The 16302-nt window shown below is 45.4% G+C and carries 21 protein-coding genes; 4 read left to right on the forward strand and 17 right to left on the reverse strand.

Going from position 1 to position 16302, the window contains the following annotated elements; all coding sequences use genetic code 11:
* Positions 1-11: 11 nt before the first annotated feature.
* Positions 12-1196: an acetyl-CoA C-acetyltransferase gene (locus HU147_RS14180; protein ID WP_224076863.1), complete on the reverse strand. Its 1185-nt coding sequence runs from the start codon at positions 1194-1196 to the stop codon at positions 12-14.
* Positions 1197-1276: 80 nt separating this feature from the next.
* Between HU147_RS14180 and HU147_RS14185 the strand changes: the two genes are divergently transcribed.
* Positions 1277-2176: a hydroxymethylglutaryl-CoA lyase gene (locus tag HU147_RS14185; RefSeq protein WP_224076864.1), complete on the forward strand. Its 900-nt coding sequence runs from the start codon at positions 1277-1279 to the stop codon at positions 2174-2176.
* A gap of 15 nt (positions 2177-2191) precedes the next feature.
* Entirely contained in the window at positions 2192-3139 is a 948-nt protein-coding gene (locus HU147_RS14190; RefSeq protein WP_224076865.1) for an alpha/beta hydrolase, read from the forward strand.
* A 22-nt stretch (positions 3140-3161) separates the two neighbouring features.
* Here the strand turns inward: HU147_RS14190 and HU147_RS14195 are convergent, their stop codons facing one another.
* From HU147_RS14195 to yneA, 6 genes are all read right to left on the reverse strand, one after another.
* Entirely contained in the window at positions 3162-3434 is a 273-nt protein-coding gene (locus tag HU147_RS14195; protein WP_224076866.1) for a hypothetical protein, read from the reverse strand.
* 144 nt (positions 3435-3578) lie between these two features.
* Positions 3579-3821 carry a YneF family protein gene (locus tag HU147_RS14200; RefSeq protein ID WP_036806491.1) on the reverse strand — a complete coding sequence of 81 codons (243 nt, stop codon included), beginning with the start codon at positions 3819-3821 and terminating at the stop codon, positions 3579-3581.
* Between the two features lie 132 nt (positions 3822-3953).
* The gene (gene tkt / locus HU147_RS14205) at positions 3954-5957 is read right to left on the reverse strand and encodes a transketolase (protein ID WP_224076867.1); all 2004 of its coding nucleotides are present in this window, start codon (positions 5955-5957) and stop codon (positions 3954-3956) included.
* 210 nt (positions 5958-6167) lie between these two features.
* On the reverse strand, positions 6168-6401 hold the full coding sequence (locus HU147_RS14210) for a DUF896 domain-containing protein (protein WP_036806497.1): 234 nt from the start codon (positions 6399-6401) through the stop codon (positions 6168-6170).
* Positions 6402-6458: 57 nt separating this feature from the next.
* Positions 6459-7112, reverse strand: coding sequence for a YneB family resolvase-like protein (locus tag HU147_RS14215; RefSeq protein ID WP_074509473.1), 654 nt, complete (start codon positions 7110-7112; stop codon positions 6459-6461).
* A complete protein-coding gene (gene yneA / locus HU147_RS14220; RefSeq protein WP_036806503.1) occupies positions 7109-7426 on the reverse strand; it encodes a cell division suppressor protein YneA in 318 nt (105 codons plus the stop codon). The genes HU147_RS14215 and yneA overlap by 4 nt, the downstream gene beginning before the upstream one ends.
* A gap of 167 nt (positions 7427-7593) precedes the next feature.
* Between yneA and lexA the strand changes: the two genes are divergently transcribed.
* On the forward strand, positions 7594-8214 hold the full coding sequence (gene lexA / locus HU147_RS14225) for a transcriptional repressor LexA (RefSeq protein WP_176295089.1): 621 nt from the start codon (positions 7594-7596) through the stop codon (positions 8212-8214).
* Positions 8215-8321: 107 nt separating this feature from the next.
* Here the strand turns inward: lexA and HU147_RS14230 are convergent, their stop codons facing one another.
* From HU147_RS14230 to HU147_RS14275, 10 genes are all read right to left on the reverse strand, one after another.
* Entirely contained in the window at positions 8322-9053 is a 732-nt protein-coding gene (locus HU147_RS14230; protein ID WP_224076868.1) for a class I SAM-dependent methyltransferase, read from the reverse strand.
* Positions 9054-9131: 78 nt separating this feature from the next.
* On the reverse strand, positions 9132-9326 hold the full coding sequence (locus HU147_RS14235) for a hypothetical protein (protein WP_036806512.1): 195 nt from the start codon (positions 9324-9326) through the stop codon (positions 9132-9134).
* 59 nt (positions 9327-9385) lie between these two features.
* On the reverse strand, positions 9386-9811 hold the full coding sequence (locus tag HU147_RS14240; RefSeq protein WP_224076869.1) for a hypothetical protein: 426 nt from the start codon (positions 9809-9811) through the stop codon (positions 9386-9388).
* Between the two features lie 141 nt (positions 9812-9952).
* A complete protein-coding gene (locus tag HU147_RS14245; protein WP_224076870.1) occupies positions 9953-10153 on the reverse strand; it encodes a hypothetical protein in 201 nt (66 codons plus the stop codon).
* 107 nt (positions 10154-10260) lie between these two features.
* A complete protein-coding gene (locus HU147_RS14250; RefSeq protein WP_053165723.1) occupies positions 10261-10485 on the reverse strand; it encodes a hypothetical protein in 225 nt (74 codons plus the stop codon).
* Positions 10486-10651: 166 nt separating this feature from the next.
* Positions 10652-11098, reverse strand: coding sequence for a DUF6376 family protein (locus HU147_RS14255; RefSeq protein WP_224076871.1), 447 nt, complete (start codon positions 11096-11098; stop codon positions 10652-10654).
* Between the two features lie 100 nt (positions 11099-11198).
* Complete coding sequence (locus tag HU147_RS14260) at positions 11199-12233, reverse strand: hypothetical protein (protein WP_224076872.1); 1035 nt, start codon at positions 12231-12233, stop codon at positions 11199-11201.
* Positions 12234-12415: 182 nt separating this feature from the next.
* The gene (gene glnA, locus HU147_RS14265; RefSeq protein ID WP_224076873.1) at positions 12416-13750 is read right to left on the reverse strand and encodes a type I glutamate--ammonia ligase; all 1335 of its coding nucleotides are present in this window, start codon (positions 13748-13750) and stop codon (positions 12416-12418) included.
* A gap of 33 nt (positions 13751-13783) precedes the next feature.
* Positions 13784-14176: a MerR family transcriptional regulator gene (locus HU147_RS14270; protein ID WP_036806530.1), complete on the reverse strand. Its 393-nt coding sequence runs from the start codon at positions 14174-14176 to the stop codon at positions 13784-13786.
* A 122-nt stretch (positions 14177-14298) separates the two neighbouring features.
* Positions 14299-15531 carry a methionine gamma-lyase family protein gene (locus tag HU147_RS14275; protein WP_224076874.1) on the reverse strand — a complete coding sequence of 411 codons (1233 nt, stop codon included), beginning with the start codon at positions 15529-15531 and terminating at the stop codon, positions 14299-14301.
* 108 nt (positions 15532-15639) lie between these two features.
* Here HU147_RS14275 and HU147_RS14280 point away from each other — a divergent pair, with 108 nt between their 5' ends.
* The gene (locus HU147_RS14280; protein WP_176295094.1) at positions 15640-16245 is read left to right on the forward strand and encodes a trimeric intracellular cation channel family protein; all 606 of its coding nucleotides are present in this window, start codon (positions 15640-15642) and stop codon (positions 16243-16245) included.
* The last annotated feature ends 57 nt before the right edge of the window (positions 16246-16302 follow it).

Here is a 16302-nt window from a genome sequence, read left to right on the forward strand (position 1 = left end):
TTGTTCTCTCCTTAAGGGCGTTTTACGATGGTCGCTACGCCTTGGCCGCCGCCGATGCACAATGTCGCAAGGCCGGTCTTCGCATCACGCTTCTGCATTTCATGGAGAAGCGACACAAAGACGCGGGCTCCGCTTGCGCCGATTGGATGACCGAGGGCAATCGCGCCGCCGTTGACATTCAGGATGTCGTGGTTGAATTTCAATTCCCGGTCAACTGCAATCGACTGTGCAGCAAATGCTTCGTTTGCTTCGATCAATTCGATGTCTTCGAGCGACAAGTCTGCTTTATTCAAGGCATTTTTCACTGCCTGGACAGGTCCGATTCCCATAACCGATGGATCGACTCCTGCATTGCCATTCGCAACAATCGTCGCAAGCGGCGTAAGCCCGAGTTCATCCGCTTTCGCTTTTGACATCACGACGACAGCTGCAGCACCGTCATTGATGCCGGAAGCATTTCCAGCTGTAACGCTGCCCTCTTTTTTAAATGCCGGACGCAATTTCCCCAACTTTTCAGCAGTGGAATCGCGTTTTACGTATTCATCTGTTTTAAAGATTACCGGCTCGCCTTTGCGCTGCGGAATTTCGACCGGCACGATTTCATCATCAAATTTCCCTGCGTCGATAGCCGCTGCCGCACGAGCCTGCGAACGGGCTGAAAACTCATCTTGTTCTTCACGCGTTATTTCATAGCGGTCGCATAAGTTTTCCGCTGTAATTCCCATATGGTAATCGTTGAACGCACAAGTCAAGCCGTCAACGAGCATGCTGTCGACTACCTTTTGATCGCCCATGCGGAAGCCGCTGCGTGCATTTTCGAGCAAATACGGTGCCTGGCTCATGTTTTCCATTCCGCCGGCAACCACGATTTCCGCATCCCCTGCATAAATCGCCTGATACGCCAAGTGAACCGCTTTCAGCCCTGAACCGCAGACTTTATTAATCGACATGGCTGGCACTGTGTCTGGAAGACCCGCTTGAATGGATGCTTGGCGTGCCGGGTTTTGGCCGAGGCCTGCCTGCAGCACATTGCCCATGATCACTTCCGATACTTGCTCCGGTGCTATTCCCGCTTTTTCAACGGCTTCTTTGATGACAATCGCCCCTAATTTGGTAGCGGGTACGTCTTTTAACGCTCCCTGGAACGATCCGATTGCTGTCCGAACGGCACTGACGATAACGATTTCTTGTGACACTTTGTTTTCCCCCTTGTTTGGTTGTTTACCGGTTGCTCTTTTCTCCCTCTACTGGCTAAAATGGTAGCAGGAGGGATACTATGTTCATTTTACCAAATAGTGCAACGATTATCGAGGTCGGACCAAGAGACGGACTTCAAAATGAAGCGAAAGTGGTTTCAACGGAACACAAATTGCAATTTATCGAGAGCTTGCAGCAAGCAGGTGTCCAGGAAATGGAGCTGACGTCTTTTGTATCGCCGAAATGGGTTCCCCAAATGGCTGACGCCAAGGACATCATGGCCCATGCGGAAAAAACCGGACGTCAATTTGTCTTGACGCCGAATGAGAAAGGCATCAATGCGGCACTCGAATCCGGAGCCCGGGCTGTTGCGGTATTCGTCGGGGTGTCGAATACGTTCAACAAAAAAAATATTAATAAAACAACAAATGAAAGTATGGAAGCGCTTAAACCGCTTATCCTTCAATTAAAACAAGACGGCGTCTTTGTCCGGGCTTGCATATCTACAGCGTTCCACTGCCCTTTTGAAGGGCCGATTAAACCGGAAGACACACAGGCGCTCTGCCGGCAGTTTGTCGACTGGGGCGTGGACGAATTAAGCGTTGCCGATACAATCGGCATGGCGACGCCGAAAGAAAGCTATGAACTTTTCTCGCAATTAAAAGAAGCGTTTCCGGATGTGTTGATGACTGCCCACTTCCACGATACACGAAAAATGGCGCTGGCCAATATTTTTGCAGCGCTTCAAGCAGGCGTTGACCGGTTTGATTCGTCTGCCGGCGGACTTGGCGGCTGCCCGTTTGCACCCGGCGCAACAGGAAACGTCGCAACCGAAGATGTGGTCAATATGCTGCACCGGATGGGCATTGAAACGGGCATCGACCTCGACCGTTTGTGCGAGGCTGTCCAAAAAATTGAACCTTATGTATCGAATCCAGTTGATACCGGCATGTATCGGCTTTATAAAAATCGGGCCTAAGAGGAGCAACGGGATATGAACAAACGTTTTTGGCAAGTTTCAGCCATTGTATCAAGCGGGCTTGCTGTCGCTGTCGCAGGAGTCGGCATTGCCGCCAGCAACCGCTTGATGTACGTGAAGAAAAAAGACGAAAGCCTCATTTTAGAGCGGGAAACTTCTGCTAAACGCTACGACGAGGTCTGGTATGCCAAGGTTAAAAAAAGCGAACGATGGATCGAGTCGGAAAACGGCTATCCGATCAAAGCGATTTTTCTAGAGCCGCACAACACGAATCGTTATGTCATCATCTGCCACGGCGTTACCGAAACGAAAGTGAACTCGTTTAAATATGCCCGTATGTTCGAACGGCTCGGCTTCAATTCCGTCGTATACGACCATCGCCGCCACGGCGACACCGGCGGCAAAACCACCAGCTTTGGCCATTACGAAAAACTGGATTTAAAAGCAGTCGTTGAAGCGCTGAAACTGCACGCCGGCCCAGACTTGGTATTCGGCATACACGGCGAATCGATGGGAGCGGCAACAACGCTCCTCTATGCCGGCATGGAAGACAACGCGGCTTTTTACATCGCTGACTGCGCCTATTCCGATATTTCCAAGCAAATCCTGCATGTCATGAAAACGACGACGCCGCTGCGCACTTCACTTGCCTTGAAACTTGCGGCCGTGTTCATGAAACTGCGGGACGGATACTCAATCAGCACAGTGTCGCCGATTGATGCAGTCCCGAACATCGAAAAACCGGTACTGTTCATCCATAGCATAAATGATGATTTCGTTTTGCCGGAAATGTCGCAGGAAATGTATGAGCTGAAGAATGGACCTAAAGCACTCAAAGTGTTCGATGAAGGGGCCCACGCCCAGTCGTTCAACAAGAATCCGGAAGAATACGAAGAAACTGTCGCAGAATTTTTAATGGAACATGGGTTATTGTCACCCGAAACGCAAAAAAGCACTCATTGAGAGTGCTTTTTTTCATACCTTTTTATTTCTTTTTATTCAGCACCAGCTTCAATCCAGCTTCGGCTTCTGCGCCAATGAAAAATTCCACCACCGGACCGGTTCTGGCAACTCCTTTTACATGCAGTTCGATCGTATCCAGGCTGTAATCAGACAATCCCTTCACCATCTCATTGATTTGGTCCATCGACACCGGCAGCACTTTCCCAGCTCCTGCCGTATTGAAACTTTCCTTTTCTTTGCCGACCTCTTTTTCAACCACCGGCATGTAAAAGACGAACTCTTCTTGTTCAGGCATATTGTTCCCTCCCATTTCTGAAGTTCTTTCAGTCTCCTTTTACCTGTTTGATGCGCCATTGAAACGTTAGGAGACATTCGATCCGCTATTTGCCTTTGAGAACTCTATTTTGGCCATGAAAAAAAGCACTCGCTTGAGTGCTTTTTATTTTTTAGCTGGTTTTCCAGGTTTAGTTGATGCTTTATTCATTTGAGCCATCATTTGGTTGATTTTTTTCTGAGACGGTTTTTGTCCCATTTGCATCATCATGATTCGCAGCATTTCTTCATTGATTGGTGGATTGTCTTGCAAATATTTCATCATGTATCGGCGAGCGATATAGAATCCAAGTGCAACACCTGCGAGTAAAGCCACGATTACGATTAAGATCCAAATCCATGTATCCATTCTTGTTACCTCCTTCGTGTTGCGTAAATAAGTAGTGCACCACAATGGATTATACTATAAATCCGTTCTTGTGACTATAAGATGAAAATAATAAAAGCGGAAGCAAACTTCCGCTTCCGCTTTTCTGTCATATTATTGTTCGTTGATCAAATTCTTGACTTTGCTCACTACGTTTTCTGGAGTAAAGCCGAATTCTTTCATGATGCGCTCGCCCGGTGCACTTGCACCAAAGCGGTCGATGGAAAGAATGTCGCCTTCGTCGCCTGTGTAGCGTTCCCAGCCAAATGAAGATCCCATTTCGATTGCCAAACGTTTTTTCACTGTTTTTGGAATAACTGACTGTTTGTATTCTTTGTCCTGTTTCTCGAAACGGTCCCAAGACGGCATCGATACAACAGAAACCGAAATTCCTTCTTCAGCCAATTGCTTTTGTGCCGCTACAGCAAGGCTGACTTCAGATCCGGTCGCAAGAAGCAATGCTTGCGGATTTTCTGCAGGAGAAACCACATAAGCACCTTTTTCCACGCCGCTTTCGGAAAGTTCGCCTGAATGCTCAAGCACCGGCAAGTCCTGGCGGGAAAGAACAAGCAAAGTCGGAGTTGTTTTTGCCGTCAATGCCAACTTCCAAGCTGCTTTTGTTTCGTTCGCATCTGCTGGACGAACAACGCTCAAATTCGGCATTGCGCGAAGTGACGCAAGATGTTCAACCGGCTCGTGAGTCGGTCCATCTTCTCCGACCGCTACGCTGTCATGAGTGAAGACAAACGTTACTGGAAGGCCCATCAGTGCTGCCAAACGGATAGCCGGGCGTACGTAGTCGCTGAACACGAAGAACGTGCCGCCAAATACGTGAAGGCCGCCGTGAAGCGCCATTCCGTTCAACGCAGTACCCATCGCAAATTCACGCACACCAAACCAGATATTGCGTCCGGCTGGGTTTTCAGCGTCAAAGTCGCCTCCGCCCTTGATGTTGGTTTTGTTTGATCCGGCAAGGTCCGCACTGCCTCCGAAGAACGATGGCACCGCTTTGGCAATGGCATTCACCATATCGCCTGAAGACGCACGCGTCGCTTGCTTTTTGCCAACTTCATAAGTCGGGAATTCCGCATCGAAGTTTTCAGGAAGTTCGCCTTTGATCGCTTTTTGAAGTTGAGCCGCAAGTTCCGGATGCTCGGATTCGTACTGTTTGTAAAGCTCGTTCCAAGCTGCCTCCGCTTTGCCGCCAAGCTCATCAGTTGCTTGTTTGAATGTTTCATAGACTTCTTCAGGAACGTGGAAGTCCTGGTCGAATGTCCACTTGTAGTATTCTTTAGCCAGTTTCATTTCGTCTTCGCCAAGTGGTGCACCGTGCGCATCCGCTTTACCGGATTTGTTTGGAGCTCCGTAGCCGATTACGGTTTTCACTTCAATGATTGTCGGTTTGTCGGATGACTGTTTAGCCTGAGCAATTTTTTCAGACAAATCGTCCAATTCATTGCCGTCGTTAACACGCAAGTAGTTCCAGCCGTAAGACTCGAAACGTTTTTGAATGTCTTCCGAGAAACTCATGCTCAAGTCGCCATCAAGCGAAATGTCGTTGCTGTCATAAAGGACAACCAATTTGTTTAATTTCAAGTGGCCGGCAAGTGAGATCGCTTCACCAGCAACACCTTCCATCAAATCCCCGTCTCCGCATAAAGCGAATGTGTGGTGGTCAACGATGTCCAGGTTTTCTTTGTTGTATGTAGCTGCTAAATGGCGTTCTGCCATCGCCATACCGACTGCCATCCCAATCCCTTGTCCAAGCGGGCCAGTAGTGGCTTCTACACCTTTCGTGTGGTGGTATTCAGGATGTCCAGGTGTTTTGGAATCCCATTGGCGGAAGTTTTTGATTTCGTCCAATGACAAGCCATATCCGCTCAAGTGAAGCAAGCTGTATAGAAGCATGGAACCGTGTCCCGCTGAAAGCACAAAACGGTCGCGGTTAAACCAGTCCGGATTGCTCGGGTTATGGTGCATGTGTTTCGTCCATAAAGTATAAGCCATAGGAGCAGCGCCCATTGGCAATCCAGGGTGGCCTGAATTAGCTTTTTCGATAGCATCTATGGAAAGTGTGCGAATCGTAGTCACTGCAAGTTGATCTGCATGGTTTGACATAAAAAAACATCCTCTCTAATACAAAATTTCATCCCTTTCTAGTGTAGTCAACAATAGAAAAGAATACAACTAGAAAAGCGTAAACGGCCATTTTAGCCCCGACAAGCGCTGGAAGCCTTAACGGAAATGGCGCTTTTAGCCATTGCAGGAAAGGCTGAAGCGACTCGAGGGGCTGGACGTTGAAGCCTGGACATAAAAAAAGAATAAGTATTAATTTAAATACTTATTCTCGCGGATATTTTTAATTTTGTCAGGCGTTACATCGTCGCCGTTCGGATCGATCACTTTTACGTTTTCAATTGTTCCGCGCATCGTTTTGCGGAAAACCTGCAAATATTCTTCCCGCAAGGAAGATTGCTCTTTTGCTTCTTCAACGGACAAGCCAGCAGTTTTCGATTTACGCGATAATTCGTTAATTCGTTTTAATTTGTCTGGAGATAACATCAAATACCACCTTTCTTCTTTCATATCGTACAAAAGAAGAGGCGTTTCTGCAATATATTAGCCCTGTTTCATCTGTTCAAATTCTTTATAGCGGCGATGGACGGTCGCTTTGCTGGCCTTGTAGCCAAACCCTTGCAAGGTGACCGCAATCTCATGGAACGTCAGTCCGTTTTCTTTCAGGCTGACAATTTGGTCAATCGGCAAATCAAGGCGCTCCCGCCCTTCCGGATTGCCTTTGCCTTTTAAGTTTTTTTCAGGCTTATAGCCGTTTTCGACTGCGCGTTTCATGCCGCGCTTGATTTTGGCATTATGTATTTTCCGTTGATATTCTTCTACAATTGCTAAAATTTCCAAGACCATATCGTCCATATCGTTTAACGCAATCGGTCCCCGGTCGGACAGAGTATACACTTCGACTCCGTATTTTTTCATGACATGCAAAAGGGCAATGCGGGCATGGCCTCGCCCAAGACGGGTTTCGTCCTGGACAAAGACCGCATCGATTTTTTCAGTCTTGATGCAATTCAGCATTTCAAGCAGACCTTCCCGATCCATTTCGTAGCCGCTATGCTGATCAGAAAAAATCTGGTCAACGATATACGATTGTTCAAATGCAAATTTCAGCAGTTCTTCTTCTTGTCTTTCGAGCGAAGTTTCTTGAGTGTCTTTCGTGGTACTGACACGGCAATAAATTAACGCAGTCTTTTTCATTCTGCGTCACCTGCCAGTTTGATGGTTTCATCTGGGGCGTATTTTAGTCGATCACTGGGAATCTTTATCGATTGACCGGCGACGATTTTCGAAGTAGTTAAACCGTTTTCCTTCATAATTTCGTCAATCCACTGCTGATGGGGAGTTTCTCCGCTGAAAGATTCCGCAAGTGTCCATAAAGTATCGCCTTCTTCAATTTGCACATGGCTCATTTGAGCTTCTTCGTTATTGTGGTTTACCACAGTAAATAGTGAGAATATAAGTATCAATGTAAATAATGCTGTAAAATAAGAATTTTTTTGGATAATTGTCATATGAACCGCCTCCTAGGAATGTGTGTTCGGAATATATGTTCTTATGTTAATGCGAACAGGTGTTTTTGTCAACAAATAAATTCGAACCTATGTTTGCATTTCATAGCCCAAGTTGATATACTATGGGTAGAAAAACATAACTGAACAACTAAAAAGAGGTGAAACTGTTGAAAAAAGTATCGAAACGCCAAGAAGATATTTTGACTTTCATAAAAGATGAAGTTCGGGCAAAAGGCTATCCGCCTTCCGTACGTGAAATTGGAGAAGCAGTTGGCTTGGCATCAAGTTCGACTGTCCATGGCCATTTGGCAAGATTGGAAAGCAAAGGCTTAATCCGGCGCGACCCGACAAAACCGAGAGCAATTGAAATTATCAGCACAGACGATGCGTTAATTGAAAAAAACCCTGTATTGCATGTGCCTTTGATTGGTAAAGTTACTGCAGGTGTACCAATTACGGCAATTGAGAATGTCGAAGAATACTTCCCGCTGCCTCAGAGCTACGGTACGGAAGAAGACCATATTTTCATGCTTGAAATCATGGGTGAAAGTATGATCGAAGCAGGTATCCTGAACGGAGATTATGTTGTCGTCCGGCAGCAGCAATCCGCAAACAACGGAGACATCGTTGTCGCAATGACAGCTGATGACGAAGCAACCGTCAAACGCTTTTTCCGCGAAGAGGGCTACTTCCGTTTGCAGCCTGAAAACTCATCGATGGATCCAATTATCGTAGACCAGGTTTCCATTCTGGGCAAAGTGGTCGGCGTTTACCGCCAAATCCACTAAAACAGACGGTTTTTTCCTAAGCCGCATAAAAGAGCATAATGAACCATACGAAAAAACGCTGAGAAGCCATTCTCAGCGTTTTTTGTATCTTAGAATGTCCGGACTATTTATTTTTCACACAAAAATACAAGCATGACCGGAATACGCCGGCGCCGCTGATACTCTTCTTCGCTGTTGAATAATCGGCGATCCGGTTCCCCTTCACGCAAGGCGGTTATTTTGAAGCCGGCTTTTGCTAACGCCGTAAAATACGCTTCAATCGTCCGGTGGTGCTTGACGACAATTTTATCAATCCACGGTTCTTTTCGTTCACCTTGGATAAAATAGTCATCGACCAGCCAGTTTTCCCTTCTTTCTCCCGAAAGCTTGCTGGCAAAGGATGAAGTCGTCAAAGGATGCTGCACACTGAACAAGAACTGTCCTTGCTCCTTTAAGCTGCGGTGCACTTTGGCAAACAGTGTTTGGATATCTTCCACATAGTGAATCGCAAAACGGGATGTCACTAAATCAAACTGTTTTTCGGGGAATGGGTATTCTTCCATTGTCCCTTGAAAAAGAGTTCCAGGGGTCTCTCTTAAAGCTTCTTCGGCTAATAAAGCCATAGCTTCAGATCCTTCAACGCCTTCATAAGAAGCTGCTCCTGCGGCGAGAAGCTCTCGGCCAAAATCCGCATTACCACACCCTAAATCCAAGATGTGTTTCCCCATCGCCTCTCCCAGCAGTTCATAAATGATCGGCTTTTCAATTGCATTGTTTGGACTTTCTTGCCGTCCTCTGCGTTTTAAATAATTCGATAAAAAATCAGTTTGATCATAAACACTGGAGCCTTTAAATTCCATTGCAGCGATTCCCCCTTAGTTTTTCATCCCTTTTTGGCTATAAAAAAAGCATACGCTGCGAGAGCGATGCTTGTTTTATCAAGATTCATTGACTACGATATATTTTACAAGATTAATCGTGATCCGGTATATTTTATTGCTTGCTTCATCCACTACATCATATGTACCGTTCGAAGGGATTTTGGCTAAAGCGGATTCTTTGTCTACAGCTTGTACAGAAAGAACAATTGTATTGCCTTGGTCGAAATAAAATTCCACTTGAAATGTTTTCATTCAATGACCTCCTCTGTTATCGCTTTGAGACTCTTTCTTAAGTGTAACACACCTACCGATTATTGCTGATTATATATTTCTTTATAAGCAATAACTTTCAGGGCCAGCATTTCTTCTTCGGTCAGTTTCCCTTCCAATTTCTGCACGGCTTCCTGTGGGGTCATGGTGCCGTTCTGCACTCCAGTGCGGATAGTATTCAGTTCAGACATGCCGACTTTTTTTACCAATACCCGGGTCGCCTGTCCTGTCGTATTGAATGGCAAAGAACTCTCATCTGCAGCTTTTGCCTCTTCGATATAACCCGAGAGTTCCGGATCATTTTCTACATAGTTCTTAACTTCGTCCAGTTTCCCGCTGCTTTCCATTTGCTCAGTTGCATCATTTACGATTTTTTCCGAAGCCATATTTGTTCCGAAGTAATAAACAGCAACGGCGCCCAAAGAAAACACAACGAGCAGTACAATTAAGACTTTCAATAGTTTCATCTAGGAATCCTCCAATTTGTCTTTGCTATTAAGACGCTGATCCATTCAAAAAGTTACAGTCTCTTAAATCGACAATACCCTGAACCTGGACTCTTTTCTAGAAAAGGATCCAGTTTCAGGGTGTTGGGGGTCAATGCTCACTTAGTTTTCATTCTTCAGTTTCCGCTGCTCAGCTATCCACCAATCAATATGGTTTGAATCAAAAAAGATCATGTCTCCATATGCCTGGCTATGCGGAATCTTTCGTTGGGCCATAAAGTGCTGCACCCGCTCTTCGGTCATTGGGTAACCCACTGTTTCCAAGTATTCCAGAAGGCTTTTTATCCCTTGTATCTTTTTCATTTAATCACCCCCACAAAATCCTCCTGGCAAATATGCCATAGAAAATTCAGTACGAGTTATTAACTTATTAAAAGGGTACTTTTATTGATACCCGGTTTAGCGCTATTTTAACCCCCTCTTCTCGAAGTGGTCACCGGTTCCGTGTAATTCTTGATTTTCACTAATTTAATATCGGTTTTGTTGAAAATATTCAATTCGCCAAAGACGTCTTCAAACTGGACGATGTTTTCAGAAAGAGCCATTGCAGCCACGTTTTCTCTTGACTCTGCTTCTACCGTTCTTTCGACAGTAAGCCCTTTTTCCAAAAAATACTGGATTACAAACTTCTTCACGGTCTCACCTCCTCTTTAAACTTTCTTCAACCGTCCGCTTGAATCCTTTAAAAATAACGAATTTCAGCGATTTTCTTTATGTCCTATGATAGATGTCCGCTTTTAGTCGCACATTAAGACCGCCAGCAACTTTCTGCCGGCGGTCCCTTTTTGAAAATATTCTATATTAATTGCCTAGGTTTTTGATTTGTTCAATGATGCCGGTGATTTCCTGAAGGGATTGGAAAGCCTGGTTGTTTTTCAGCACTTCTGCATTAAGTTTGCCGCCCTCTATATTATTCAAATACAAGTCGATGCCTTCCATTGCGCGGTTGTTCTGGTTTACCACTTGCTGATGGAGATCTGTCCCGATTTCAGGTGCCTCCAGCTCGTTGAATTCTTCGATATTCGCTTTCATTTCCTCCAGCTTTGTTTCCAGTTCTTGGGCAGCCTGTTCGTCACTGACGGCTCTTTTCGCCAGGTCCGGGACTTCCTTGCCAAAAGCAGTGGCCTCGTTTGCGTATTCGGAAGCTTCCGTGGCGTAATTTAATGTATTGTTGACCCCTTCAAGCGCTGAACAGCCGCTGAGCAACATGCCGCTTGCTAAAAGAAATGCTATATATGTCTTTTTCATGTTGTGCCTCCTGCGCGTACTTACTTATTGGCATCAGTATAACACGGCGTAATAAGACTTTCTCTATTGACAAGCTTTAAAACCCAACAAATGAATAGGACTACTCCACGAATAAAGCTTCGATCAGCTCATCTGTATTTTGGTAAGCCGTACGGTCATCATGCCGAATAAACACTTCATCTTGCCCATCTGAAAAGGATATATCAGTCATCGTGCCCGGTAGAGTATTTTTATCAATGAAATTAAAGATGATTTCTAAATCGTTTCTTAAATGAGGATTGCTTTGCACTAATCCATCTTTTGCGTATTCGAGACAAATATGCAAGGATGAACATACTCCATTCTCTTCAACAAAATCACAAAAAATCCATTTTTCAAATCCCTCTAACTGAAACTGAAAGCGCTCATTCTCAATTTTCCTTACATCATTTTTCCAAGCTGTTTGGATCTCGTATGCCGCAAGTTCTGGATGTTGCTGCTTCAGCATGATGAAAAAATCCTCTTTTGTATCATTTTTGTTGAGATTTGTTAACTCCATAACAAAATCTTGAATGGATTCATCGTCCTCTGATCCTCTTATATGGATATTATCAATCTTTGCCCCGCTGTTAATGATAATTACCGCAAGCTGATAAAACCGGTCCAAATCTTCATCTTTCAACGGCGGCGCTTTGATTTCCTCTTTTGGCATTAAGTTCAGCGCTTTGAAATTCTCAAAGACAAAAAGCGCTTGTTCTTCGCCGTTCTCTTTAGCCGGTTTAAAGCCTAATTTATCAATGGCCGACCATTCTTTATCTAGCTTATCGAGCTCTTGATTCGCTTTAACGGCCGAAACATAATTCTCCGATATAAGGGAATCGTCAGTTGTGCTGAAGACCATTGTAAACTTCTTGTTCTCCTCGCCTTTTGGCATGACGGTAAAGGTTGTTTCCCCAAGTTCTATAGCATTTGAGTACTTATCAACCACTGTGATTTCAACATTATAATGTTCTTTCATATAAGACTTAGCCACATCATCAGACACAGAATCACTGGCATAATAAAAGAAAGCTAAAAATGGATAAGCAATCCAACCAACAATTCCTAGTATAACCAGACAAACCAATCCTAAGGTTATAAATATCTTTTTCTTCATAACCACCCTCCTTATATAAGTTTATCATGGTATATACTGGAATTCTTTGAGAAGAGAATGTTTCCCAAAGATATTTTGATAATATTACACTCATAAATTTTTATTCATATGGGAAAAGAATAAATGCATTAAAAGGGAAAAAACCGTACAGGCAAGACGCCTGTACGGTTTAAGGTCAAATATTAATACATCTTCAAGTATTGCTCGCGCTCCCATGGGTGTACGGCAATGCGGAACATGTCCCACTCGATTTCTTTCGCTTCAACAAAGTTGTTCAGGATGTGCTCGCCAAGAGCTTTTGTCATCACTTCGTCGCTTTGCAGTTCTTGAAGAGCTGCATACAATGTTGGCGGAAGGTCTTTGATGCCGACAGCTTCGCGCTCTTTTTTGTTCATTGCATAGATGTTGCGGTCAACTGGTTTTGGCGGCGTCATTTTCTTTTTGATGCCGTCAAGGCCAGCGCTTAACAGTACAGCCATTGCCAGGTAAGGGTTAGCTGCCGGGTCAACAGAACGTACTTCTACACGAGTTGACAAGCCGCGTGAAGCCGGGATGCGGATCAACGGGCTGCGGTTTTGTCCAGACCAAGCTACGTAGCAAGGCGCTTCGTATCCTGGAACCAGGCGCTTGTAAGAGTTGACGGTCGGGTTCGTTACCGCCGTAAATCCTTGTGCGTGCTCCATGATGCCGGCAAGGAATTGGTAAGCTGTTTCGCTTAGTTTCAATTCGCCGTCTTCATCCAAGAACGCATTTTCTTTTCCATTGAACAATGAAACGTTCATGTGCATTCCAGAACCGTTTACACCAAATAATGGCTTCGGCATGAATGTCGCGTGCAATCCGTGTTTGCGGGCAATGGTTTTAACAACCAATTTAAATGTTTGGATGTCATCGCAGGCTTTGACCGCATCTGCGTATTTGAAGTCGATTTCGTGTTGTCCTGGAGCCACTTCGTGGTGGGAAGCTTCAATTTCAAAGCCCATCTCTTCCAATTCCAATACGATATCGCGTCGGCAGTTTTCGCCAAGGTCCATCGGAGCCAAATCGAAGTATCCGCCGTTGTCATTCAACTCAAGAGAAGGTTCGCCGCTCGCGTCCAATTTGAACAGGAAGAATTCCGGTTCTGGTCCCAGGTTGAAATGAGTGAAGCCCAATTCTTCCATTTCTTTTAAAACGCGTTTCAAGTTATTGCGTGGATCTCCTTCGAATGGAGTTCCATCTGCACGGTAAATGTCACAGATTAATCGCGCCACTTTTCCTTTGCCCGTAATCCAAGGGAAGATAACCCAAGTATCCAAGTCAGGGAATAAATACATATCCGATTCTTCGATGCGCACAAATCCGTCGATGGAAGAACCGTCGAACATCATTTTGTTATCGAGTGCTTTGTCTAGTTGAGATGTTGGAATTTCCACGTTTTTGATTACTCCAAGAATGTCTGTAAACTGTAAACGGATGAAATTAACTTCTTCTTCTTTTACTAATCGTTTAATGTCTTCTTTTGAATATTTCCCCATGTTCTTTCCACTCTCCTATGTAAGTTTTTATAATTACCCATTTCCTTTGAAGAAACGGGATAAATCACCTTGTCTAAGACCGCCGCGCTCATACGATCTGGTTCCTTGCAATTCCTCGCGCAGAATTTTCCGCAGTTCGGCATCGCTTAAGTTTTTCGGTTCTGCCATTTCATTTTTTGGCTGGTTTCTCATATCAAAGATTTTCTTGATTCCTGCGATATTGAGTCCTTGATCCAAATGATCTTTGATCTCCAGAAGAGTGTCCACGTCATTTAATGAAAACATGCGCTTGTTTCCTTCTGTCCGGGCAGGGCTGATCAACTCGTGCTCTTCATAGTAACGGATTTGGCGCGCTGTGAGTTCCGTCAGCTGCATGACAATGCTGATAGGAAGAAGCGGCATCGTCCGGCGAACCCGATTCGTCATTATTTTCACCCTTTTCACTTATTACTACTCTTTCAGTATAAGATATGTTAGATAATCTGTCAACACGATGTTAGGTAATCTGACACAATAAAAGTCCCGCATAGTTAAATGCGGGACTAAGCTTACAGCAATCCGCTGTTTTTTAAGGTCTCCACTGAATTTAATACGGCAATTTTTACATGTTCATAAGTTAAGCCGCCTTGGATAAAAGCGGTATAAGGCGGACGAATCGGGCCATCTGCCGTCAGTTCGATGCTGGATCCCTGGACAAACGTCCCAGCAGCCATGATGACATCGTCTTCATAGCCCGGCATATAGGCCGGCTCCGGTTTGAACTGCGCGTTGACCGGCGAGCTCGCTTGGATGGTCTGGCAAAAAGCGATCATTTGCTCAGCTGTTTTGAACGACACAGATTGAATCAAGTCTGTCCGCTTGGCTGAATAATGAGGCGTGGTGTGCATACCGACCGATTCTAGCAAGGCTGATGTGAAAATAGCGCCTTTCAACGCTTGCGATACGATATGCGGAGCCATGAAAAATCCTTGATACATATCAGGAAGCGCATTTAAAGAAGCCCCAGCCTCTCCTCCTATACCCGGAGAAGTCATGCGGTAACCGCATTTTTCAACTAAATCTTTTTTTCCGGCAATATAGCCGCCGATTTTCGCCATGCCGCCGCCGGGATTTTTAATCAACGAACCGGCAATTAAATCTGCTCCTGCTTCAATCGGTTCGCGTTCTTCAACGAATTCACCGTAGCAATTGTCGACAAAAATGATGACATCGGATTTCAGCTCACGGATTCTTGTCACCATGGCTTCGATTTCATCTACCGTAAATGAAGGGCGTGTGTCATAGCCGCGCGAACGCTGGATGGCAATGACTTTCGTTTTTGCGTGGATCATGCCCTCGGCAGCAGCCCAGTCAATCCCGTCCGTCTCCGTCAATGGGACATGCTGGTAACTGATGCCGAAGTCTCTCAGCGATCCGGTATCTTGTTCCCCTCCGGAAACTATGGAATCGAGTGTATCGTAAGGCTTGCCGGTAATGTACAATAATTCGTCTCCCGGGCGCAAAACGCCGAACAAGGAAATCGTGATGGCGTGCGTGCCGGAAATGATCTGAGGGCGCACAAGCGCTGCTTCCGCCCGGAAAACATCAGCATACACCCGTTCCAATGTATCCCGGCCTTCGTCGTCATATCCGTAGCCGGTCGACGGATTAAAATGGTGGTCACTGACTTTCTGCCGGTGGAAGGCATCCAGTACTTTCTTTTGATTGAGGAAAGCAATATCGTCTGCTTTTCTTAGCTCGTTTTGTATGGTTTCTTCTATATCTCTGATCATCGTTTGCATCCAATTCTCCATTCTCGTGTACTTACTTATCTATTATGCAAGGAAACTTGAAAATGCGTCAAATTCTGCTACAATTCATAGAGTTGAAGAGATTGGGAGGATGCCAAAATGGCGTGGGAAGTATTGAGTGCTATCGGGACGATCGCTTTTGCGGTGTCCGGCGCTATTATCGCAATGGAAGAAGAATATGATATTTTCGGGGTGTACTTATTAGGGGTGGTGACGGCATTCGGAGGTGGAGCGATCCGGAATTTGCTGATCGGGGTTCCGGTGTCGGCGCTCTGGGAACAGGAAATGATGTTCCAGCTGGCGCTCGCATCGATTACATTGGCCTTTTTGTTTCCAAACCGGCTGCTTGGCCCGTGGAATCGCTGGGGGAATTTTTTCGATGCCATCGGCTTATCAGCTTTTGCCATCCAAGGTGCGCTTTACGCCGTGGATTTGAATATGCCGGTCTATGCCGTCGTCGTGGCAGCTGTCTTGACCGGTTCCGGCGGAGGCATGGTGCGGGATCTGCTGGCCGGCAGAAAACCATTGGTGCTAAGGGCGGAAATTTATGCCGTCTGGGCAGCCATTGCCGGAATTCTGATCAGTTTCGATATGATCCAGACCGATCTGATATTGTACGGACTGTTCATCTGCATTACAACTTTGCGCGTTCTGTCTTATCTCTATAAATGGAGACTGCCGACACGCAAAATCCACTCCGTATAGATAAATAAAAGAACGGCTCAGCTCTGAACTGCGCCCCATTTAATGGACAGTTTATAA

It is taken from the genome of Planococcus chinensis, from assembly GCF_020071995.1.
Taxonomy (GTDB): Bacteria; Bacillota; Bacilli; order Bacillales_A; family Planococcaceae; genus Planococcus; species Planococcus chinensis_A.